Below are 21,245 nucleotides of genomic sequence, written 5' to 3'. Positions count from 1 at the left end.
TGATTATATTCAACTCTTTTTATTGGGGACGGGTGGTGGATTCACTGGTAAAGTAGCTCTGAGGACAAGGCTTTTCGCCTTATTTCGCATCGAACAAGGAGCGCAGTGTGACTACCGAACAGACCACCAACGACATTTTTGACCTCGCCGCCAGCGCCGGGCAGGTGCTGCAGGCCACCGGCCAGGTGCTGGCCACGGCCGAATCGTGCACGGGCGGGGGCGTGTCCCAGGCCATCACCGACATCGCCGGCTCGACCAGCTGGTTCGACTGCGGTTTCGTCGTGTATTCGAACGCGTCGAAAACCGAATTGCTGGAGGTGCCGGACGCCCTGATCGCGCAATTCGGCTCGGTCAGCGAAGAAGTCGCCGCCGCCATGGCGCAAGGCGCGCTGCGCAACAGCAACGCCAGCGTCGCCTTGTCGACCACCGGCATTGCCGGCCCCACCGGCGCGGTCCCGGGCAAGCCGGTCGGCACCGTCTGTTTTGGCTGGGCGACGAAAAATGCGGTCCACACCGAGCGTCTGGTGTTTGCCGGCGACCGCCTGGCTGTGCGCGAACAATCGGTGCGCCACGCGCTGCAGGGTTTATTGCGCTTTGTGGCGTAGCGCCGTTGTTGCCGCCTGGCTGATCGGCGCGGCGCCCGTGAGCGCGACCACGTATACCATCTACGCAGCCGGCGACATCGCCCGCTGCGCCGGCCGGGATCCGCGCTGGTCGGGCGCGGCCGGCAGCGCCGACCTGGTGGCCGGCGCGCTGGCCCAGGACAGGAACGCCGCGGTGCTGACCCTGGGCGACCACACCTACCCGGTTGGCGCCGCGGGCGAATTTAGCGCCTGCTACGAGCCCACCTGGGGCCGCTTCAAGGAGCGCACCTGGCCCACGCCCGGTAACCACGAGTACGCCACGCCCGGCGCCCAAGCGTATTTCGACTATTTCGGCGCGCGCGCCGGACCCGGCCACTACAGCGTCGAACTGGGCAGCTGGCACGTGATTTCCCTGAACAGCCAGGTCACCGGCGCCGCGGCCGAGGCCCAGCTGGCGTGGCTGAAAGACGACCTGGCGCGCCATCCCGCACGCTGCACCCTCGCGTACTGGCACGTGCCCCTGTATAGTTCTGGTGGGCATCGTCCGGACCGGCGCATGCGCGCGGCGTGGCAACTGTTGTACGACGCCGGCGCCGAACTGGTGCTGTCCGGGCACGACCATGAATATGAGCGGTTTGCGCCGCAAGACGCCAACGGCAAGCTCGACCAGGCGCGTGGCATGCGCCAGTTCGTGGTCGGCACGGGCGGCGCCTATGCGACGCCGTTCATTTTTTTCCAGCCGCACAGCGAGGCGCGTGACAGCAACGTCACCGGCGTGCTGCGCGTGCGCCTGATGGACGACGGCTACGCCTGGACCTTCCTGCCGGCCGCGCGCGCGGGGCCGGACAACGGCGCCTTGCCCGATCACGGCACGGCCAGCTGTCATTAGCAATCAACTTCGGAGCAACGATGCACAACACGGTACATTTCATTTTGCAGGGCAAAGGCGGCATCGGCAAGACGCTGGTGTCGACCATCCTGGCCCAGTGGATGGCCGGCCAGGACACGCAGCCGCTGCGCTGCTACGACACCGACCAGGAAAACCCGACCTTCTCGCGCTACAAGGCCATGAACGTGCGCCACGTGCCCGTGATGACCGATACCCGCACCATCGATCCGAAGCGCTTCGACACCCTGATGATCGACCTGCTCGAAGAAGAGGGCAATTGCGTCATTGACAACGGCGCCAACACCTTCTCGCCGCTGATGGCGTATTTGCTGGAGAACGACTGCTTCGACATGCTCAAGGAAGCGGGCCGAAAAGTGTACATCCACGTGATCGTCGGCGGCGGCGACACCTTGCACGACACGGCCACCGGTTTCACCACCACCGCGAAAGCGACCAAGGTCCCGCTGGTGTTGTGGGAAAACCAGCATTTTGGCCTGTTGCAATCGGCCAGCGGCAAGCAATTCACCGACTCGCTGACCTACTCCGAGTACGCAGCGCGCGTGGTCGGCCGCGTGGTGCTCAGCCAGCGCAATGCCGACACCTTCGGCGCCGATATCAAGAAGATGAACATCGCACGATTGACGATGGAAGAAGTACGCGCCAGCGACAAGTTCAATGTCATGGAAAAACAGCGCATCAAGGTGGTGTTCCGCGACCTGTTCGAGCAGCTCGACAAGGTCAGCTGGTAAGCGCCATGGACCAGACTAAACTTCGCAACCTGGTGTTCGAAAAAACCGGTGTGCGCATCGATGTCGACGATCCGGTGTTCGCCCTGGTCGCCCTGAACGAAGCGGTACTGGAAGAAGCGGTGGAACGCCACATTGCGCTGATGCATGAAGCAAGTCGCCAGATTACCGGGCTGCCGGTGCAGCCGGGTGGGGCACCCGCGCCTGCTGCTGCGCCACTCATCCAGCGCCAGCATCCGGCCGTGCTGGGCGGCGCCGCCATGCTCGGCGCCGTACTGGTGCTGATCGGGCAGGTGCTGTTGTTTCGGCCGGCGCCGCAACGGGTGGTGGTGACCACGCCCTTGACGGCGGCACAAACCACGGCGCTGCGCGACGCTGAAAAATTGACGGCGGCAATCGAAAAGCTGGACAAAAAAACCCGCGCCAGCATCGCCGCCGAGATGGCCAAACCCTAGACTGGTGAGGCCAGCTGAAATGCAACATGCCAGTTTGCTCTATCATGGCCGCTCACGCAGCGTCTTTTGAAAGCATGTATGTCAGCACACGATCACAGCCACCACGACCACGATCATGGTCACCACGGCCACAGCCATGGTCACCACCACGCCTTGCCAACCGACCACGGGCGCGCGTTTGCGCTGGCCATCGGCATCAACTCCCTGTTCGTCGTCATTGAATTCGTCTACGGCTTCATCGCCAACTCGACGGCGCTGATGGCCGACGCCGGCCACAATCTGTCCGACGTGCTGGGCCTGGCCCTGGCCTGGGGCGCCGCCATCCTGGCCAAACGCGCGCCGAACAAGAATTACACCTATGGACTACGCGGCTCGTCGATCGTGGCCGCCCTGCTCAATGCCCTGCTGCTGATGCTCGCATGCGGAGCGATTGCCTGGGAAGCCGTGCAGCGCTTCTCGGCGCCGCCGGCGGTGGCTGGCATGACGGTGTCGGTGGTGGCCGCCATCGGCGTGGCGGTCAACGGCTTTTCGGCCTGGCTGTTCATGGCCGGCAGCAAGGGCGATCTGAATATCCGCGGCGCCTACCAGCACATGGCCGCCGACGCCGCCATCTCGCTGGGCGTGGTGATTTCCGGGATCGTCATCATGTACACCGGCTGGGCCTGGCTCGACCCGGCGGTCAGCCTGGTGATCGTGGCGATCATCGTGGTCAGCACCTGGTCGCTGCTGCGCGAATCGGTGCAACTGGTGCTGGCGGGCGTGCCGCCGAGTATCGACAGCACCGAAGTGAGCGCCTTTCTGGGCAAGCAGGAAGGCGTGTCGGAAGTGCACGATTTGCACATCTGGGCGATGAGCACCACCGAAACCGCGCTGACGGCGCACCTGGTCATGCCAGGCGGCTATCCAGGCGACGCGCGCGTGGACGCGATCGGGGCGAAGTTACGCGACGATTTTAAAATTGCGCACTGCACGCTGCAGGTGGAAGAAGGGACGACGGATCATGGGTGTGCCTTGCATCCTGTGTAACACTAAGGCACACTGATCCGGCTAACCGGCCAGATTGGCAAACAGCGCCGTACTCAAATACCGCTCCCCGAACGAGGCGATGATCACCACGATCAATTTGCCCGCGTTCTCGGGACGGCGCCCGACTTCCAACGCGGCCCACAGCGCCGCGCCGGACGAAATCCCGACCAGCAAGCCTTCATCCTTTGCCGCGGCACGCGCCGCGGCAAAGGCGTTCTCGTTGCTCACGCAAACGATTTCGTCGTAAATCGCGGTATTGAGCACCTTGGGCACGAAGCCGGCCCCGATACCTTGCAAGGGATGCGGTCCCTTCACGCCAGTGGACAGCATCGGCGACGCGGCCGGCTCGACCGCAATGATCTGCACGCCCGGCTTGCGCTCCTTGAGCACTTCGCCAACGCCCGTGATGGTGCCGCCGGTGCCCACGCCTGCCACGACGATATCGACGCGCCCGTCCGTATCGCGCCAGATTTCCTCGGCAGTCGTGCGCCTGTGTACGTCGGGGTTGGCGGGGTTATTGAATTGTTGCAGCATGAGGCAATGCGGATCGGCTTCGACCAGCTGCTCGGCCCTGGCGATGGCGCCGAGCATGCCTTCGCTGCCGGGCGTGAGCACCAGTTCGGCGCCGTAGGCGCGCAGCAGCATGCGCCGTTCATTGCTCATGGTGTCGGGCATGACCAGCTTGCATTTGTAGCCGCGCGCGGCGCACACCATGGCCAGCGCGATGCCGGTGTTGCCGCTGGTGGGCTCGACGATCACCGTGTCGGGCCCGATGCGGCCGGCCGCTTCGGCCGCCTCGATCATGGCCAGCCCGATCCGGTCCTTGACGCTGTGGGCCGGGTTGTAGAACTCGAGCTTGGCGACCACCTCGGCCGCCACGCCGGTCGCCATGCTGCGGATGCGCACCAGTGGCGTGTTACCAATCAACTCCGTGACATCGTTTGCAATTCTCATGCCGATCCCCCGCGTTGCTGAAAACCCTACCTTACTCCACCTTCATCAACTCCACATCGAAAATCAGGTCGGCATTTGGTGGAATGTCCGGCGGCGAGCCGCGCACGCCGTAGGCCAGGCTCGGTGGAATGACCAGCGTGCGCTTGCCGCCCACTTTCATGCCGGCAATGCCCTGCTCCCAACCTTTGATGACGCGCCCTGCACCCAGTTTGAAGTCGATCGGGGTGCGGCCGGCATCCAGCGATGAATCGAATTTCTTGCCGTGCTGCTTGGTGGCAAACGGTTTGAACAGCCAGCCGGTGTAGTTGACGTAGACAGTCTTGCCGATCTGCGCTTCCGTACCGGTGCCGGCTTTCACTTCGAGAACCTGGAGTTGCGGCGTCGCAGAGACGATCTGGGCCGGGGCTTCATCCTGGGCCTGGGCGCCAGCGCCGCACAACAGCATGGCGGCAAAGAGGGTACGACGAATCATGGGATGCTCTTTCTGTAAAAGTGACGGGCTATGATAACAAGTCGCCCGGCGCCGGGACAAGCGCGGGTGCGGGTGCTGGCGCCACGCTGGCCGCCAGCCGGTTCAGCACGTGGCTGGCCGCCACCATGCCGAAGGTCGCGGTGACCACCATGCTCGAGCCGAAGCCGGCACAATTGAGGCCGGTCACGCTGTGGCGCTCGTCGCCGTCGATGGAACAGGACGGGTCGTCTTCCGGGTAGCGCAGCGGCTCCATCGAAAACACCGCGTCGATATGGTATTTCGCCTTTTCGCCGCGCGCAAAGCCGTACTGCGCGCGCAGCAGCTTGCGCACTTTTTTCAGCAGCGGTTCCTGCTCGGTGCGGGCCAGGTCGCGCACTTCGATCCGGGTCGGGTCGACCTGGCCGCCGGCGCTGCCGATCATCACCAGGGGAATCGCATGGTCGCGGCAAAACGCTACCAGCGCCGCCTTGGCCGCGGCGCCGTCGATGGCGTCGACCACGTAATCAAAGCCCTGGTTGCCGATCAGCTCAGCGAGGTTGTCCGGCTCAATGAAATCTTCCACCAGCGTCACCTGGCAAAATGGATTGATGGCGCGGATGCGGTCATTCAGCGCGGCGATCTTGGCCTGGCCGATGGTCGAACTCAAGGCCTGGATCTGGCGGTTGATGTTCGATTCGGCCACGTTATCGAGGTCGATCAAGGTGAGTTTTCCAATCGCCGTGCGCGCCAGCGCTTCGACGATCCAGGAGCCCACGCCGCCCACGCCAACGACGCAAACGTGCGCCGCGCGGAAGCGTTCCAGCGCACTCTTACCGTAGAGTCTCGCCACGCCGCCGAAACGTCGTTCAAAGTCAATGTCCGCGTCGGCGGTGTCCAGTTGGGTATCGATGGTATTCATTCCGGCATTTTATATCTTTGGAACAAACCGGACGCGGCATCACAGAGGTTCTACAATGGGTGAACTATTGCTCTGCCTGGAAAATCGACCATGACCACCCCCATCCTTGACGCCGCGCCCGGTTTCGACCGTCCCATCGCCTTCCTGAAACACTGCCACGACCGTATCCGCAAGCAACTCGCGACGCTGGAAAAATTGCTCGCCCACCTGCCCGAAGCGGGCGCCGACGAACAGGCGCAGCAAGCGGCTGCCGCCGTCATCAAGTATTTCGATCAAGCCGCGCCGGTGCACCACGCCGATGAAGAAGAAAACCTGATCCCGATGCTGCGCGCCGTCGCCCAGGGCGAGGATGCGGCAACGCTGCAGGCGCTGGCGCCCGTCATTCTCGAGCAGCACCAGCAAATGGACGCGACCTGGGTGCAATTGCGCGAGCATCTGCACGCCATCGCCGGCGGCACCGATGCGTCGCTGTCCACAGCGGCCACGCAGCAATTCATCGAGGCCTACACGGCCCACATGGTGCGCGAAGAAAGCACACTGGCGCCGATGGCAATGCGTTTGTTCAGCCCGGTACAAATGACGCAACTGGGCGACGCCATGCGGGCGCGCCGCAATACCCGACCGAAAAAGGCCACCGGCAGCGCCGTGGCCGATTTGCGCAAGGACTACGGCCAGGCCAGCCTGGATGATGCCGACGTGCTGGACGACCCGGTCGCCCAGTTTACGCGCTGGTTCGACGAAGCCCTGCACGCCGAGGTGAACGAGCCGAACGCGATGAACGTCGCCACGGTGGATGCCGACGGCAAGCCCAGTTCGCGCATCGTCCTCATCAAACAGTTCGATGAACGCGGCTTTACCTGGTTCACCAACTACGCCAGCCGCAAGGGCGTCGAACTGGCCACCAACCCGCATGCGGCCATCCTGTTTTTCTGGAGCGAGCTGGAGCGGCAAGTGCGCATCGAAGGGCGCGTCGAGCGCGTCGATCCGGAAGAAAGCGAAAGCTATTTCCATACGCGGCCCCTGAAAAGCCGGCTGGCGGCGCTGGCGTCGCAGCAAAGCGCACCCATCGACAGCCGCGCCACACTCGAACACAACTACGACGCAGTGGCCAGCCAGTACGGTGAGCAGCCACCGCGTCCCGGCAACTGGGGCGGCTACCGTCTGGTGCCCGAGTACATCGAATTCTGGCAAGGCCGGCGTTCCCGTTTCCATGACCGCATCGTCTACACGCGGCAGGCCGACGGCACCTGGTCACGGCAACGCTTGCAACCGTAAGGGCGATGCCGGCCGCTCCTGCTTTTCCCTGTAAAAGTGAAGGAAGTGGTCATGTTCAATGAGATGAAACTGAGCGCCTGGAGCACCGGCGTGCGCAGTAAACTGACGGTCCCGGTCCGCATCGAATTGTGGAACGGGCGCCAGATCGATTTGTCGGGCGAGCCGCCGCGCGTCACCATCCGGTTACCCAAGCCGGCCACCCTGCGCTACCTGCTCTCGCCTTCGCCCTACAGCCTGGGCCGGGCCTATGTCGAAGGGGCCATCGAAGTACGCGGGCGCGGCGCCGACATGATTGCCGTGGCCAACACGCTGGCGACCAGTTTCAACCCCAAAAAAAGAACGCCGCTGCAGCGCTTCACGCGCCACACGCGCCACAAGGATCGTGAAGCGGTCCCCCTCCACTACGACGTCTCCAACGACTTTTATCGGGCCTGGCTCGATCCTGCGATGGTGTATTCGTGCGCCTATTTTGAAAACGGCGACGAAGACCTGGCCACGGCGCAGAGCAAGAAGATCGACCATATCCTGAGCAAGCTCGACCTGCGGCCCGGCCACACGCTGCTCGACATCGGCTGCGGCTGGGGCGCGCTGGCAATCCGCGCGGCCGGACGGTTTGGCGTGCGCTGCGTCGGCATCACCTTGTCCGAAAACCAGTGCCTGCTGGCGCGCGAGCGGGTCAAGCAAGCGGGACTGGACCACCTGGTCGAGATCCGCCGGCAGGATTACCGCGACGTCAAGGGACCGTTCGACCGCATCACCAGTGTTGGCATGTTCGAGCACGTCGGTCTGCAGTACCTGGACGCCTATTTCACCCGCGTGCAGGCGTTGCTGGCGCCGGGCGGCGTGGTCATGAATCAGGGCATCACCAGGACCCGTGCCGAGAACGGCGCCACGCCGTACTGCGGCGGCGACTTCATCGACGAATACGTGTTTCCGCAGGGGGAACTGGTGCACTTGTCGAGCGTCGTCAAAGCGATGCAGGTGGGTGGCCTCGAGGTGCGCGACGTGGAAAACCTGCGTCGCCACTATGCCCGCACCTGCATGTTATGGAACGAGAATTTTGAGCGCAATGCAACCTCGATTGCCTTCATGACCGACCCCAGGCGCTTTCGTATCTGGCGGCTCTACCTGGCCGGCTGCGCGTATGCGTTTCAACATGACTGGATCAGCTTGTACCAGGTGGTGTGCGGCAAGGCGGGCCAGTCGCCGGAGCAGATGGCATGGTCGCGCCGCGGCATGTACACCTGAAATATTATTTCGTTTTAGACGGAAAAGTTTCACGAAATTTCATGATCTTTGGCGCCACGACGAAGGCGCAGTACCCTTCAAACGGGTGCTGCACGAAATAATCCTGCTGGGCTGCTTCGGCTTTGTGCCAGGTGGCAGCTGGCGCCAGTTCGGTGACCAGGGGGCCATCCCAGACCGACGCCATTGCGGCCATCACATGGCGCGCCGTGTCCTGCTGGGCGGCATTCTCGTAAAAGATGACCGACCGGTATTGGGTGCCGACGTCATTGCCCTGGCGGTTCAGGGTGGTGGGATCGTGGATGGTGAAAAACACTTCGAGAATGTCGCGGTAGCTCGTCACGGCCGGGTCAAAGGTCAGGCGCACCACTTCGGCGTGACCGGTACTGCCGCTGCCGACCGCTTCGTCGCTGGGCTGCGGATCATGGCCACCCATGTAACCCGATTCGGCTTGCAGGATGCCGCGCATTTCCATGAAAACAGCATGGAGGCACCAAAAACATCCGCCGCCAAGAATCGCCACTTCGGTGTTGACCGCATTCGTATTCATCGCTTGCCTCGTCGGGAAATCACACCTTGTTCACTGTACCGCAAATGTCGCTGATTTGTCTGTGCGCAAGGCAGGCATTCGCTGTGTCGGGCAAGGCAAGGTGGCATAATGCTTCGCATGCATACTCGTTCCCCACGCGCTGAAACACGTCCATTCGACGCAGCCCACTTCCGCCAGGCCCTGTCGCAGTTCGCCACCGGGGTGACTATCATCACCACGCGGCTTGCCGACGGCACCTTCCGTGGCCTCACCGCCAGTTCGTTCAACTCGGTGTCGCTCGATCCGCCGCTGGTGTTGTGGAGCCTGGGCAGTGCGGCCAGCAGCATGCCCATCTTCACCGGCAATTCGCACTACGTGATCAATGTGCTGTCAAGCGGACAGCAGGATCTGGCCATGCGCTTTTCCAAGCGCAGCATCGCCAACCCGTTCGACGACGTGCCGTATGAACTGTCGCGCACCGGCCAGCCCATCCTGGCGGGCGTGTCGGCGTGGTTCGAATGCCACAACCGCAGCCGCTATCCGGAAGGCGACCACGTCATTTTTGTTGGCGAAGTCGAAGAATGCGCCGTGCATCCGCAGGCTGCGCTGTTGTTTCACGGCGGCCAGTTCGGCAGCACCGCCAAGTAACCCACACAAGTGACCAGGATCGCCACATGAATCGCCCCGCCAAAGCCCAATTCCACTGGGATGACCCATTGTTGCTGAACAATCAGCTGACGGAGGACGAACGCATGGTGCGCGAAGCCGCCGCCGCGTATTGCCAGGACAAGCTGCAGCCGCGCGTGCTGGAAGCCTTCCGCCACGAGCGCATGGACACGTCGATCTTCCGCGAAATGGGAGAACTGGGCCTGCTCGGCCCGACCATTCCCGAAGAATACGGCGGCCCCGGTCTGAACTACGTCAGCTATGGCCTGATCGCGCGCGAAATCGAACGGGTCGACTCCGGCTACCGGTCCATGGCCAGCGTGCAGTCGTCGCTCGTGATGGTGCCGATTTATGAATTCGGCACCGAAGCGCAGCGCCAGAAATATCTGCCGAAACTGGCCACCGGTGAATGGATCGGCTGCTTCGGTTTGACCGAGCCGAACCACGGCTCCGACCCCGGCTCGATGATCACGCGCGCGAAAAAAGTCGCAGGCGGCTACGCGCTCACCGGCGCGAAAATGTGGATCACCAATTCGCCGGTGGCCGACGTGTTCGTGGTCTGGGCCAAGGATGACGAAGGTGCAATTCGGGGCTTCGTTCTCGAGAAGGGCATGGCCGGTTTGAGCGCTCCCGCGATCCACGGCAAGTTCGGCCTGCGCGCTTCGGTGACCGGCGAAATCGTGATGGACAATGTGTTTTGTCCGGAAGAAAATGCTTTCCCCGACGTGCGTGGTTTGAAAGGGCCGTTCACCTGCCTGAACTCGGCGCGCTACGGCATTGCCTGGGGTGCGCTGGGCGCGGCCGAAGCGTGCTGGCACATCGCGCGCCAGTACACCATGGACCGCCAGCAATTCGGCAAACCGCTGGCCGCCAACCAGCTGATTCAGAAGAAACTGGCCGACATGCAGACCGAAATCACGCTCGGCCTGCAAGGTTGTTTGCAACTGGGCCGCATGAAAGATGACGGCACCGCCGCGCCGGAAATCACCTCGATGATGAAGCGTAATTCCTGCGGCAAGGCGCTGGACATCGCCCGGGTCGCGCGCGACATGTTGGGCGGAAACGGCATTTCCGACGAATTCGGTGTGATCCGCCACATGGTCAACCTGGAAGTGGTCAACACCTACGAAGGCACACACGACATCCATGCACTGATCCTGGGTCGGGCGCAGACCGGCATCGCCGCGTTCTGATGCGGCGCACCCTTGCCGCAATGACTTTGCTGGCCGTCTCCCTGTCGGCCAGCGCCACCTCGATCCTGTTCGTCGGCAACAGCTACACCTATGGCGACCCGGCCGGCGCGCCGCCTCTGGTCAAAAGCTACCGGCCCGACACCGTCACCGATCTAAACGGTTCCGGCATCGGTGGCGTCCCGGCCCTGTTCAAGGCAATGACCGTGACCGCCGGTCTGCAGTACGACGTGAGCCTGGAGACCGTGGCGGGTGCGGGTCTCGACCAGCACTACCGCGACAAATTCAGCACCATCGTCAAGCCCTTCGACGTGGTACTCCTGCAAAGCTACAGTACGCTCGACGCAAACAAACCCGGCGACCCGGCCACCCTGGTCAAGTACGCCGGCATGCTGGCCGAAGCATTCCACCGCGCCAATCCGAACGTGGTTGTGCGCCTGACCGCTACCTGGTCGCGCGCCGACCAGGCCTACACGAAACAGGGTCCGTGGTATGGCAAACCGATCGGCCAGATGGCGCTCGATGTACGGCGCGGCTACAACGCCGCCAAGGCCGCCTCGCCCCTGATCCGCAGCGTGATTCCTGTCGGCGAAGCCTGGAACCGGGCCTTCGCTGCCGCCCTGGCTGATGTCAATCCCTACGACGGCATCACGTACGGCCAGGTCAACCTGTGGGCGCCGGATGGACACCACGCCAGCGTGTATGGCTATTACCTGGAAGCGCTGACAATCTTCGGCAACGTCACCGGGCGCGATCCGCGCTCGCTGGGCGCCAGAGAAGGCATCGCGAAGGATCTCGGGATCGATGTGGCAACGGCCGGCGCCCTGCAGGATGTCGCGGCGCAGCAACTCGCGACGGAAAAGTCCGGCGCACCTGAGTAAGCCTCTACGGCGGTTTTTTATCAGGAATTGCATTAACGCAGATATTGACTGAAAATAACAAACAGCCGGTAACTGGATCCCTTGATCCTGCCCCGGTGTAATTTTCAAGGAGCAAGCGCCGTGACATCGAAGCTGCACCCAGTACGCGTTGATCCATCCTTATCCTGGCCTGCGACGCACTGTCCCAGCTGCCTTGCCGATGCCAGCGGCAATTTCTGCGCCACCTGTGGCGAGACGCTGCGTCCCCATTTGCCCAGTGCCGGCGAATTCGTCCATGAGTTCATCGGCCATTATGTGGCGCTCGAAGGCAAGCTGGCGCGCACCTTGAAACAGCTGCTGTTCATGCCAGGCCGGCTGACGGTCGATTACCTGCAAGGCCGGCGACTGCCAGCCATCGCGCCACTGCGCCTGTATTTGACGCTCAGCCTGGTTATGTTTGCCATGATCAAGTGGTGCGGCGTCGAATTGCCCCAGCTGCAACTGAAAAACAATGCCTATGGTGTCAGCTACACCCACACCTTTACCAGCGCCGTCAAGCCGGGCCGCACGGGCACCGCCACGGCGTATGTGCGCGCCTTTGACGGCGCCGACGACCCGACCGCCCTGGTCAATTTTACAACGCCGTCCGACCAGTCGGTGCCCGAGCAGATTCGCGCGGCGCTGGCGCTGCTTGGCAGCGTCAACCAGGCGTGGATGCAGAATGTGCAGGCATTCATGGCCGAGCCGCAGGAACAGCAGTCGCGCAAATTAAACCACGGTTTCCTGGCGAATTTGCCGTACATGCTCATTGGCGCGCTGCCGCTGTTTGCCGTGTATCTGAAAGTGCTCTACCGTGGCAGCCGGCGCAAGTATGGCGAACACCTGGTGTTTGCGCTGCATGCGAATGCCTTCGCGTTTTTGCTGGCCAGCGTGATGGTGGCACTGCCCGGAAATGTCGCCTGGCTGGTGATCGCCGCAGTCCAACATGAACTGCGCCTGGTGTCTCTCTGGGACTACCTGCAACTGCTGCCATTGGTATGGCTGCTGGCCTATTTACCGGTGGCGCTGCGGCGCGTGTATGGTGGCGCGCGCCTGGCCACGGCCGCAAAATGGGGCGTGCTGCTGACCGTCCATGTGCTGGTCATTGCGATGCTGACGGTGTGCGCCGAGTTGATCGGCGTGGCCGGGCATGGTTGAACAGGCACATACGATACTGGTCCTGGGCGGCGATGGTTTTCAAGAATCGTGCGGTGCTGCTGTGCCTGTGGACGCTGGCGCTGGCCGATCGGCCAGCAGCGGCTGGTAGTTCCTGAACCATGTACTTGCCTCTGGCTCCCAGGGCAATACACCGGCAGTACTCGGAAAAATGATCTGGTGCGCACGAAAATTGTTGCCTTCGTAAAGCCACAAGGCCCAGCCCATGTATTCCTTGAAGTGCACGGGATCGACCGCACCGATCACGCAGGTAAAGTCGCCGCTCAGCAGCTCGGTGACACCGACGCCGGGCGCGATCACCGTGCCGGCTTGCATCTGCTGGTAGCACGCATTGATCGCGTAGTGCGCCACGGCGCTCTTGAGCCCGATGACGATCAGTTCCGGCTGGCCCAGTGAGCGCTCGATCCCGATCGAGTAGGCAAATGGCGGCGCGTCGCCGTCGGCCATCACACTGATGATGTGCAAGCCGAACTTCTCGATATCGGCCAGCGCCTTTTGCTCGCCGGCAGCGGTATCGCACACGTGCTCATGGCCGGCTTCATCTTCATCCTCGTCTTCATCGCTGCACCAGCGTTCCCAGCGCGCGCCAACCGTCTCGCGCAAGGCGCACCAGCCGCGCGGCAGGTCACTGATCTGCGCCAGCGTGGCGTCGGACTCGAGGACGCATCCCAGGCATAGCAGCACCGGTTCGCCCGGCTCCTCCGTACTGTCATCGAGGAACTGCCAATCGCCGTTGCTGTCGTGCGACACCCGCAAGACCGGCAAGCGCCGTTGCGCGACATGGGTGGTGCAGAAAGCAGCCGTGCTCACTGCATCGTTGAACGGCCAATCGGGGAAGTCGTGCGTGTGCTCGGACATGGGCAACCGTTTCTTTTCAAGCCTATCGGCGTAACAGGATGAAAACCAAAAAAAACCCGCCGTAGCGGGTTTGATCATGCAGGGGAAACTTAAAACTTGTAACCCACGCCCAGGCTGATCGCCTGTGGATCGAGGCGAATGTCCTGGGTCTGACCGGTCGAGAAAGTGACCTTGGTTTTCAGGAATGTCTTGATCAGCGTGAGGTCGACGTACCACTTCTCGTTGATGTTGTAGGCGGTGCCCAGTTCGATGGCGCCGCCGACCTTGTTCTTCACCTTGAACGTGGTCGGAATGCTGCTGCCGATGTTGGTCAATGCCGTCATCTGCCCCGAACCGCGGGCTTTCTGGAAATAGGCGTAGGTCACGCCGACGCCCACGTACGGACGGAACTTGCTTTCCGGCGTGAAGAAGCGGTACTGCACGAACGCGGTCGGCGGCAACACTTCGACGCTACCCAGCTTGCCGGTGCCGGCGATGCCGTCGGCGCCATTGATATTGTGGCGATATGGCAGGCCCAGGTTCACCTCGGCGGCGATATTGTCCGTGAAGCTGTAGCCGATCACGAAAATCGGCTTGGTATCCGGATCGATGTCCGCTTTCGAATTCGGCAGGGCCGGGGCGGTGATGTTGCCGCTTTCTACTTTCGGGGTGATCGTGTTGATACCGACTTTGGCGGTCCATTGACCGGCCGATTGCGCCGATGCACCGGCGGCAGCGCCCAGGGCAGCCATCGCGAGCAGCACCTGGACGGCGCTATGCAAACGTACTTTCATTTTTTCTCCTGATTCTTATAAGTATGCGGCCCCACGCACGAGCGGGGCCGCGTCACGTTGCAGCTTACAGCCAGCCCTTGACCGTCATCTGCTCGGCCACGTACTTCGCCAGCAGCGAGTATTCGAATGGCGTCGGATGGACATCATCGGCAAACATGTAGTGGCTGACGTCACCCGCAATCACGTTGGTGCTGTTGCAAACCAGCGAGGTGGTGCCAAGCTTGTTGGCGCCGCACGCAGGCGTGCTGGTGTTGGTCAGGCCGTAGGGACCAGGATTGGTGACTTGGTCGTGGCTGATGGCGTACACGTCGACCAGCAGGATTTTGGGTTCGCTGGCGACGCCGGCTTTCAGCTGCGCGTTGAAAGCGTCGACCATCGCGGCGATCAGGGTTTGCGTCGAGGCGCTATTCGACTTGCCCGATGGCGTGTTGGCCACGTCCGGCACGTTGTTCACCACGACGTAGTTGGCGCCCTTGGCAACCAGCTGGGTCTTGATCATGGTGGCCAGTTCGGCGCCGGTGGCGGCCATCGATGCGACCAGCGATGGACCGGTGTCGGCGGCAAATTTGGCGCCTTCGGCGGCGCCGTCAGCCTGGGCCGCAGTGACGATCGCTTGCTGCACTTCCGGTGTCGTGATGCCAGGATAACCAGCCACGGCAGCGGCCTTGAACGCCTCCGTCGCGATGGTGGTACTGGTCGCGCCGGTGGCGGCAGCGGCGGTCTGGGCCGCCAGGCCGATCGACTGGCCAGCAGCGGTCGGGTTCGGCGAACCGGCGGCCAGACGTGTCACCAGCGAGGTGACAAATTTCTTCGAACCGGCGGCGGTGGAGTCAGCCTTCAACTGGGTCAGCAGGTTCAGCACGTCGTTACCGCCAGCCATCACGATGACCAGCTGGTCGCTGGCGAACTTGCCGCCGTTGATGACCAGGTGGCGCGCGATCTGGGTGGACACAGGCACCGTCAGTGCGCCCAGTGCCGAACCAGTAGCCTTGTTGCTGGTGCCAACCGGGTTCGACACACGGGAGCCGCCCTGGGCATAGCCGTAGCAGCCGGCGTTGTTGACGACCGGTACCGCGAAGCCCTGGCTGGCCAGGCCGTCGAGACCGGTTTGCGCAGGACATGGCGCCGGCAGGCCGAATTGGGCAGCCAGCAGCTCGGTGTAGTTTTTACCGGTCAGCGCAGGATTGGTGGCAGTGTTGTCGCCATTGATGGTGAACTTGCCGCCGCCCAGCGCCTTGACGGTGCCGACGTTGTAGGTGCCGACGTCGGAAAGGCTGTCGCCAAAGGTGATCTGGGCACTGAATTTGGTCCGGAGGGTTTGATCGCCGCCGGAGCTGCCGGTGCCGCCGCAAGCGGCCAGAACGGCCGCTGTCAGCAGCGCGAGGGCGAATTTGGTATGACGCATTGTGTCTCCTAGGATAAATATAATTTTTTTGACTTAAACGAACGCCCGTGCTATTCGTCGCGCCACTAATATGCCAGTGTTCAAACCGCTTGTATAGAAAAAATGTACGGTGCGCGTCTAAACATGGCAACAATCGGGTAGTCCGGCATGCATCAGATTGCCGGCGGACTTGCTTGTTGGGCGAGATTATAGCGCTGGGGCAACGCAACTATTGCTTAAATTTGTATCTTGACGAGAACGCAACGCCGTGGCAAATACGGGTTACGGCAGCGCGCTATTGAGCAGTCCGTGCACGATGCCGTGCGAACCGTGCGCGGCGCGGCGCAGGCGGTCGTTGACGCCGAGCCAGTCGGCGCCTTGTGGTGGCGCCTCGACCAGAATGACATCGGCGCCGCGGCCGTCCATTTCGCGCAAGGCCGCGTACAGGGCATACGCAAAGCCGTCCGGGTCGGCCGGCATGCGCAGCGAGGCGAACACCTCGGCAAATTCGGCGATGTGGATCAGCGCAACTTTGTGCGCCGTTTGCGACAACTGCGCCAGGGTCGCGGCGAGCGTGGCGCCATCCTGCATGGCTACCGGCGTATGCGGCGCGTAGTGCGATTCCAGCGTGCCGGAGGCGCGTGGTGCGGCTGCATCGGCCGCCTGCGGGCGCTGACCGATCACCGCTTCGATGGCGTCGGCACTGATTTGCCCGGGGCGCAGCAAGACTGGTCCGTGGGTTGCCAGGCGTGACAAATCGACGATGGTCGATTCGATGCCGACCCGGGATGGCCCGCCATCGAGGACCATGGCGACCGTGTTGTCGGCTGCGAATTCCTCGCGCACGTGCTGCGCCAGGGTCGGGCTGACGTGGCCGAATTTATTTGCCGAGGGCGCCGCGATGCCGCCCTGCCCGCCCTTGAAGGCGTTCAATAAAGCGATGGCGACCGGGTGCGCCGGGCAGCGCAGGCCGACCGTGTCCTGGCCACCGCTGACGGCATCCGGAATGTTGGCCGCGCGTTTTAAAATCAGCGTCAGCGGACCGGGCCAGAAGGCGGCGGCCAGCATGTGGGCTTGTTCGGGAATCTCGGCGGCCCAGTGCGAAAGCATCGCGCCGGGCGCCAGGTGCACGATCACCGGATGGTCTTGCGGGCGGCCCTTGGCGGCGTAGATGGCCGCAACTGCCGCCGGGTTTTCGGCATCCGCACCGAGGCCATACACGGTCTCGGTGGGAAAGGCGACCAGCTGGCCAGCGGCCAGCGCGGCTGCCGCCTGCGCAATCGTGTCCTCACTGAGCAAGCAATTCACCATTACAGCGTGATCCGCAGGATGGTGCAGGCGGCGCGCAGCTGGGCTGTCGCCTCGGCCAGCGTCGGCGCGATCAGGGTCAGGTGACCCATCTTGCGGCCCGGGCGTGGGTCGTCCTTGCCATACAGATGCAAACACGCGCCCGGCAGCGCCAGCACGGCGGCCCAGTCGGGCTCGTGAACCGGGCTTGCGTCACCCGTCTCGGCATCGAACCAGAGGTCGCCCAACAAATTGAGCATAACCGCCGGCGAATGCTGGCGCACGTCGCCCAGCGGCACCCGCGCGGTCGCGCGCACCTGCTGTGCGAACTGGCTGGTGACGCAGGCATCCATCGTGTAGTGGCCGCTGTTGTGCGGGCGCGGCGCCATTTCGTTGACCACCAGGCTACCGTCGGTCAGCACGAAAAATTCGATGCACAGCACGCCGACATAACCGAGCCGTTCGACGATCACGCGCGCCGCGGCCTGGGCCTGCTCCGCGCACGCGCTTGACACATTCGGGCCCGGCACGGTGGTGGTGAACAGGATGCCGTCGCGGTGGACGTTTTCGGCGATCGGGTAGACCACCGTTGCGCCATCCGCGCCGCGTGCCGTCAGCACCGAGACCTCGTAGGCCAGCGGCAGCATTTTTTCCAGCACGCAGGTGACGCCGCCCATGGCCTTGAACGCGGTCTCGACCTCGAGGCGGGTGTTGACGCGCGCTTGCCCCTTGCCGTCGTAACCCATGCGCACGGTTTTCAGGATGCCTGGCAGCAGTACGTCGGGCACCGCGCTGATGTCGTGCAGGCCGGTGATGGCCAGGTGCGGCGCCGGACCCACGCCCGCGTGCGGCGCGCAATCGACAAAGAATTTCTTTTCCAGAATGCGATCCTGCGCGATCGACACGCACTGGCTCGACGGCGCCACGAAGGTGGTCTCCGCCAATGCCGCCATGCTGGAACTTGGCACGTTTTCAAATTCGGTGGTCACCGCCGCGCACTGTCCGGCCAGCTGCGCCAGGGCAGCCGCGTCGGTGTACGGCGCGTTGATCAGGTACTCGGCGGCATGGCCGGCCGGACAATCGGCGGCCGGCTCGAGCACCGCCACCTGGTAACCCATGGCTTGCGCCGCGTGGGCGAACATGCGGCCGAGCTGGCCGCCCCCCATCACGCCCAACACGGTGGGTGGATGGGCAGTCGGAATGGCAGCTGGTTTTTTTGTGCTGGTCATCATGCTGGCGGCAGCACCATGGCCTGGGCGGCCGCGGTCTGGGTACGGCGGAATTGTTCGAGCAAGCCCGCCAGGTTCTCGTCGTGGGCAGCCAGGATGGCCACTGCCGTCAGCGCCGCATTGGCCGCACCGGCTTCACCAATGGCAAACGTCGCCACCGGCACGCCCTTGGGCATCTGCACGATCGACAGCAGCGAGTCTTCCCCGCGCAGGTATTTCGATGGCACCGGCACGCCCAGCACCGGCACGATGGTCTTGGCGGCGATCATGCCCGGCAAGTGGGCCGCGCCGCCGGCGCCGGCGATGATGGCGCGTAAACCCCGGCTGCGCGCGCCTTCCGCGTAGGCGAACATTTCGTCCGGCATGCGGTGCGCCGAGATGACCAGCGCTTCGTGCGGCACGCCGAATTGGGTCAGGATGTCGACCGCGTGCTTCATGACGTCCCAGTCGGACGACGAACCCATGACGACGCCGACAACAGGCTTGGCTTGATCGCTCATGCTTTCAGCTTCTCGCCGGTCAGGCGCTCGATGGCTTCGAAGTACTTGGCCTGGGTTTTGTTGATGACATCTGCCGGCAGGGCTGGCGCCGGGGCGGTCTTCGGCCACTCGGTCAGCGTTTCCAGGTAGTCGCGCACGAACTGCTTGTCGAAGGACGGTGGCGAGATGCCCGGACGATACGAATCGGCCGGCCAGAAGCGCGACGAATCGGCGGTCAGCACTTCGTCCATCAGGTGCAGCACGTTGTTGCTGTCCAGCCCAAATTCGAACTTGGTATCGGCAATGATGATGCCTTTGGTGGCGGCGTATTCGGCCGCGCGCTGGTACAGGGCGATGCTGATGGTACGCATGCGACCGGCCAGCTCGGCACCGATACGCTGTTCCATGTCGGCGAAGCTGATGTTCTCGTCGTGCTCACCCAGGTCGGCTTTCGCGGCCGGGGTAAAAATTGGCTCGGGCAATTTGTCGGCTTGCTGCAAGCCGGCCGGCAAGGTGATGCCGCACACCGCGCCGGTGGCCTGGTAATCCTTCCAGCCGGAACCAATCAGGTAACCGCGCACGACTGCTTCGACCATGATCGGCTGCAGGCGTTTCGCCACGACCGCGCGGCCGCGTACCTGCTCCACTTCAGCGGCGCTGACGACGCTTTCAGGAGATACACCGGTCAGGTGGTTCGGCACGATATCGCCGAGCTTCTCGAACCAGAAATCGGTCATCTGGTTCAGGACCATGCCCTTGCCGGGAATTGGCTCGTTCATGACGACGTCAAATGCAGATAAACGGTCGGTGGTGACGATGAGGATCTTGTCGTCGCCGACGGCATAGTTGTCGCGCACCTTGCCGCGGCCCAGCAGTGGCAGGGAATCGATGGTGGATTGGTAGAGGCTGTTCATAGAAGAGGTACCGGAAAGCGAAACCGGCGGGTTGCCCCCGCCGGTGTAGAAAGTCGGACTGCAGGCAGTCCGCGCGAACGTGATTCTAATGCGGCATTTTACCACTGCCCTCAAACGTCATCCCCGCGAAGGCGAGGACCCATAGCACGTATCTGCAACCGCACAGTTCGCGGCGAAGCAATCTCAGTATGGGCCCCGATTTTCATCGGGGTGACGGTATTGCGGCTAACGATACTGCTTACGCCTTGACGATCTGCGACAACTCACCCGATTGATAACGCGCCGCCATTTTTTCAAGTGGAATCGGGTTGATGCGCGACGCCATGCCTTCGCAACCGAAGGCCTGGAAGCGCGCCTTGCAAACCATCATGGCGGCTTCGCGCGCCGGCTTCAAATAATCGCGCGGGTCGAATTTCGACGGGTTCTCGAACAGGTACTTGCGAATCGCCGCCGTCATGGCCAGGCGGATATCGGTGTCGATATTGATCTTGCGAACGCCGTGACGGATGCCTTCCTGGATTTCTTCAACCGGCACGCCATAGGTTTCTTTCATGTCACCGCCGAATTCGCGGATGATCGCCAGCAATTCCTGCGGCACCGAGGACGAACCGTGCATCACCAGGTGGGTGTTCGGGATGCGCGCGTGGATTTCCTTGATGCGGTCGATGGCGAGAATGTCGCCGGTCGGCTTGCGGGTAAATTTGTAGGCGCCGTGCGAAGTGCCGATGGCAATGGCCAGCGCGTCGCACTGGGTGCGCGCGACGAAGTCGGCGGCTTGCGCCACGTCGGTGAGCAATTGCTCGCGGGTCATCAGGCCGTCGGCGCCGTGGCCGTCTTCCTTGTCGCCCTTCATGGTTTCCAGCGAACCGAGCACGCCCAGTTCGGCTTCGACGGTCACGCCGATCGAGTGCGAAAACTTGACGACTTCACGCGAGGTTTCGACGTTGTATTCGTAGCTGGCAACGCTCTTGCCGTCGGCTTCGAGCGAACCGTCCATCATGACGGACGTAAAACCGGAGCGGATGGCCGCCATGCAGACGGCCGGAGACTGGCCGTGGTCCTGGTGCATGACGACCGGGATGTGCGGGTAGGCTTCGACGGCGGCGTCGATCAGGTGGCGCAGGAACGGCTCGCCGGCATATTTGCGCGCGCCGGCCGAGGCCTGCATGATGACCGGGCTGCCGGTTTGATCGGCGGCCATCATGATGGCGGTAACCTGTTCCAGGTTGTTGACGTTAAAGGCCGGCAGGCCGTAGCCGTGTTCGGCAGCGTGGTCCAGCAGTTGACGCAATGAGACGAGTGCCATGGTAATACTCC

At 63.0% G+C, this 21,245-nt stretch carries 23 protein-coding genes; 11 read left to right on the top strand and 12 right to left on the bottom strand.

Features of this window, described 5'->3' with window-relative positions; genetic code table 11:
* Positions 1-107: 107 nt before the first annotated feature.
* The 5 genes from V6M87_RS23395 (at position 108) to V6M87_RS23375 (ending at position 3,700) form a co-directional block, all read left to right on the top strand.
* Positions 108-605 carry a CinA family protein gene (locus V6M87_RS23395; protein ID WP_332879081.1) on the top strand — a complete coding sequence of 166 codons (498 nt, stop codon included), beginning with the start codon at positions 108-110 and terminating at the stop codon, positions 603-605.
* 37 nt (positions 606-642) lie between these two features.
* A complete protein-coding gene (locus tag V6M87_RS23390; protein WP_332879080.1) occupies positions 643-1,473 on the top strand; it encodes a metallophosphoesterase family protein in 831 nt (276 codons plus the stop codon).
* 20 nt (positions 1,474-1,493) lie between these two features.
* A complete protein-coding gene (locus V6M87_RS23385) occupies positions 1,494-2,222 on the top strand; it encodes a hypothetical protein (protein ID WP_332879079.1) in 729 nt (242 codons plus the stop codon).
* 5 nt (positions 2,223-2,227) lie between these two features.
* Positions 2,228-2,674: a hypothetical protein gene (locus V6M87_RS23380; protein WP_332879078.1), complete on the top strand. Its 447-nt coding sequence runs from the start codon at positions 2,228-2,230 to the stop codon at positions 2,672-2,674.
* 78 nt (positions 2,675-2,752) lie between these two features.
* The gene (locus tag V6M87_RS23375) at positions 2,753-3,700 is read left to right on the top strand and encodes a cation diffusion facilitator family transporter (RefSeq protein WP_332879077.1); all 948 of its coding nucleotides are present in this window, start codon (positions 2,753-2,755) and stop codon (positions 3,698-3,700) included.
* A 21-nt stretch (positions 3,701-3,721) separates the two neighbouring features.
* On the opposite strand, the gene cysK is transcribed toward V6M87_RS23375, so the two are convergent.
* The 3 genes from cysK to tcdA are packed head-to-tail and all read right to left on the bottom strand — an operon-like array spanning position 3,722 to position 6,024.
* Positions 3,722-4,654, bottom strand: a complete 933-nt coding sequence (gene cysK, locus V6M87_RS23370; RefSeq protein ID WP_332879076.1) for a cysteine synthase A — start codon at positions 4,652-4,654, stop codon at positions 3,722-3,724.
* A 31-nt stretch (positions 4,655-4,685) separates the two neighbouring features.
* Positions 4,686-5,126 carry an FKBP-type peptidyl-prolyl cis-trans isomerase gene (locus V6M87_RS23365; RefSeq protein WP_332879075.1) on the bottom strand — a complete coding sequence of 147 codons (441 nt, stop codon included), beginning with the start codon at positions 5,124-5,126 and terminating at the stop codon, positions 4,686-4,688.
* Between the two features lie 28 nt (positions 5,127-5,154).
* Positions 5,155-6,024, bottom strand: coding sequence for a tRNA cyclic N6-threonylcarbamoyladenosine(37) synthase TcdA (tcdA, locus tag V6M87_RS23360; protein ID WP_332879074.1), 870 nt, complete (start codon positions 6,022-6,024; stop codon positions 5,155-5,157).
* A gap of 90 nt (positions 6,025-6,114) precedes the next feature.
* On the opposite strand from tcdA, the gene pdxH reads away from it, so the two are divergent.
* Positions 6,115-7,299 (top strand): pyridoxamine 5'-phosphate oxidase, encoded by a 1,185-nt coding sequence (pdxH, locus tag V6M87_RS23355; protein WP_332879073.1) that lies wholly within the window; start codon positions 6,115-6,117, stop codon positions 7,297-7,299.
* Between the two features lie 51 nt (positions 7,300-7,350).
* A complete protein-coding gene (locus tag V6M87_RS23350) occupies positions 7,351-8,547 on the top strand; it encodes a cyclopropane-fatty-acyl-phospholipid synthase family protein (protein WP_332879072.1) in 1,197 nt (398 codons plus the stop codon).
* 4 nt (positions 8,548-8,551) lie between these two features.
* Here V6M87_RS23350 and msrA read toward each other — a convergent pair whose 3' ends face one another.
* Entirely contained in the window at positions 8,552-9,094 is a 543-nt protein-coding gene (gene msrA, locus V6M87_RS23345; protein WP_332879071.1) for a peptide-methionine (S)-S-oxide reductase MsrA, read from the bottom strand.
* Positions 9,095-9,211: 117 nt separating this feature from the next.
* Here msrA and V6M87_RS23340 point away from each other — a divergent pair, with 117 nt between their 5' ends.
* The 4 genes from V6M87_RS23340 (at position 9,212) to V6M87_RS23325 (ending at position 12,986) form a co-directional block, all read left to right on the top strand.
* On the top strand, positions 9,212-9,721 hold the full coding sequence (locus V6M87_RS23340) for a flavin reductase family protein (protein WP_332879070.1): 510 nt from the start codon (positions 9,212-9,214) through the stop codon (positions 9,719-9,721).
* 26 nt (positions 9,722-9,747) lie between these two features.
* A complete protein-coding gene (locus V6M87_RS23335) occupies positions 9,748-10,932 on the top strand; it encodes an acyl-CoA dehydrogenase (protein ID WP_332879069.1) in 1,185 nt (394 codons plus the stop codon).
* Positions 10,932-11,810, top strand: a complete 879-nt coding sequence (locus V6M87_RS23330) for a PEP-CTERM sorting domain-containing protein (protein WP_332879068.1) — start codon at positions 10,932-10,934, stop codon at positions 11,808-11,810. The genes V6M87_RS23335 and V6M87_RS23330 overlap by 1 nt, the downstream gene beginning before the upstream one ends.
* Before the next feature lie 120 nt (positions 11,811-11,930).
* On the top strand, positions 11,931-12,986 hold the full coding sequence (locus tag V6M87_RS23325) for a DUF3667 domain-containing protein (protein ID WP_332879067.1): 1,056 nt from the start codon (positions 11,931-11,933) through the stop codon (positions 12,984-12,986).
* A gap of 39 nt (positions 12,987-13,025) precedes the next feature.
* Here V6M87_RS23325 and V6M87_RS23320 read toward each other — a convergent pair whose 3' ends face one another.
* From V6M87_RS23320 to fba, 8 genes are all read right to left on the bottom strand, one after another.
* Positions 13,026-13,862, bottom strand: a complete 837-nt coding sequence (locus V6M87_RS23320) for a DUF4262 domain-containing protein (protein WP_332879066.1) — start codon at positions 13,860-13,862, stop codon at positions 13,026-13,028.
* A gap of 89 nt (positions 13,863-13,951) precedes the next feature.
* Positions 13,952-14,635 (bottom strand): OmpW/AlkL family protein, encoded by a 684-nt coding sequence (locus tag V6M87_RS23315; RefSeq protein WP_332879065.1) that lies wholly within the window; start codon positions 14,633-14,635, stop codon positions 13,952-13,954.
* Positions 14,636-14,699: 64 nt separating this feature from the next.
* Positions 14,700-16,040, bottom strand: coding sequence for an SGNH/GDSL hydrolase family protein (locus tag V6M87_RS23310; protein ID WP_332879064.1), 1,341 nt, complete (start codon positions 16,038-16,040; stop codon positions 14,700-14,702).
* Positions 16,041-16,301: 261 nt separating this feature from the next.
* Positions 16,302-17,330: an L-threonylcarbamoyladenylate synthase gene (locus tag V6M87_RS23305; RefSeq protein WP_442920635.1), complete on the bottom strand. Its 1,029-nt coding sequence runs from the start codon at positions 17,328-17,330 to the stop codon at positions 16,302-16,304.
* A complete protein-coding gene (locus V6M87_RS23300) occupies positions 17,330-18,538 on the bottom strand; it encodes a 5-(carboxyamino)imidazole ribonucleotide synthase (RefSeq protein ID WP_332879062.1) in 1,209 nt (402 codons plus the stop codon). Before V6M87_RS23300 ends, V6M87_RS23305 begins: the two co-directional genes overlap by 1 nt.
* On the bottom strand, positions 18,535-19,035 hold the full coding sequence (gene purE / locus V6M87_RS23295) for a 5-(carboxyamino)imidazole ribonucleotide mutase (protein ID WP_332879061.1): 501 nt from the start codon (positions 19,033-19,035) through the stop codon (positions 18,535-18,537). Before purE ends, V6M87_RS23300 begins: the two co-directional genes overlap by 4 nt.
* On the bottom strand, positions 19,032-19,928 hold the full coding sequence (locus V6M87_RS23290; RefSeq protein WP_332879060.1) for a phosphoribosylaminoimidazolesuccinocarboxamide synthase: 897 nt from the start codon (positions 19,926-19,928) through the stop codon (positions 19,032-19,034). Before V6M87_RS23290 ends, purE begins: the two co-directional genes overlap by 4 nt.
* A gap of 238 nt (positions 19,929-20,166) precedes the next feature.
* Positions 20,167-21,234: a class II fructose-bisphosphate aldolase gene (gene fba / locus V6M87_RS23285; protein WP_332879059.1), complete on the bottom strand. Its 1,068-nt coding sequence runs from the start codon at positions 21,232-21,234 to the stop codon at positions 20,167-20,169.
* Positions 21,235-21,245 lie beyond the last annotated feature (11 nt).

Origin of the sequence: Massilia sp. S19_KUP03_FR1 (assembly GCF_036688685.1) — a bacterium.
In the GTDB taxonomy this organism is placed as follows: domain Bacteria; phylum Pseudomonadota; class Gammaproteobacteria; order Burkholderiales; family Burkholderiaceae_D; genus JALYUM01.
Note: the sequence above shows the minus strand (reverse complement) of the source record. Positions and strands in the feature narration are given on the sequence as shown.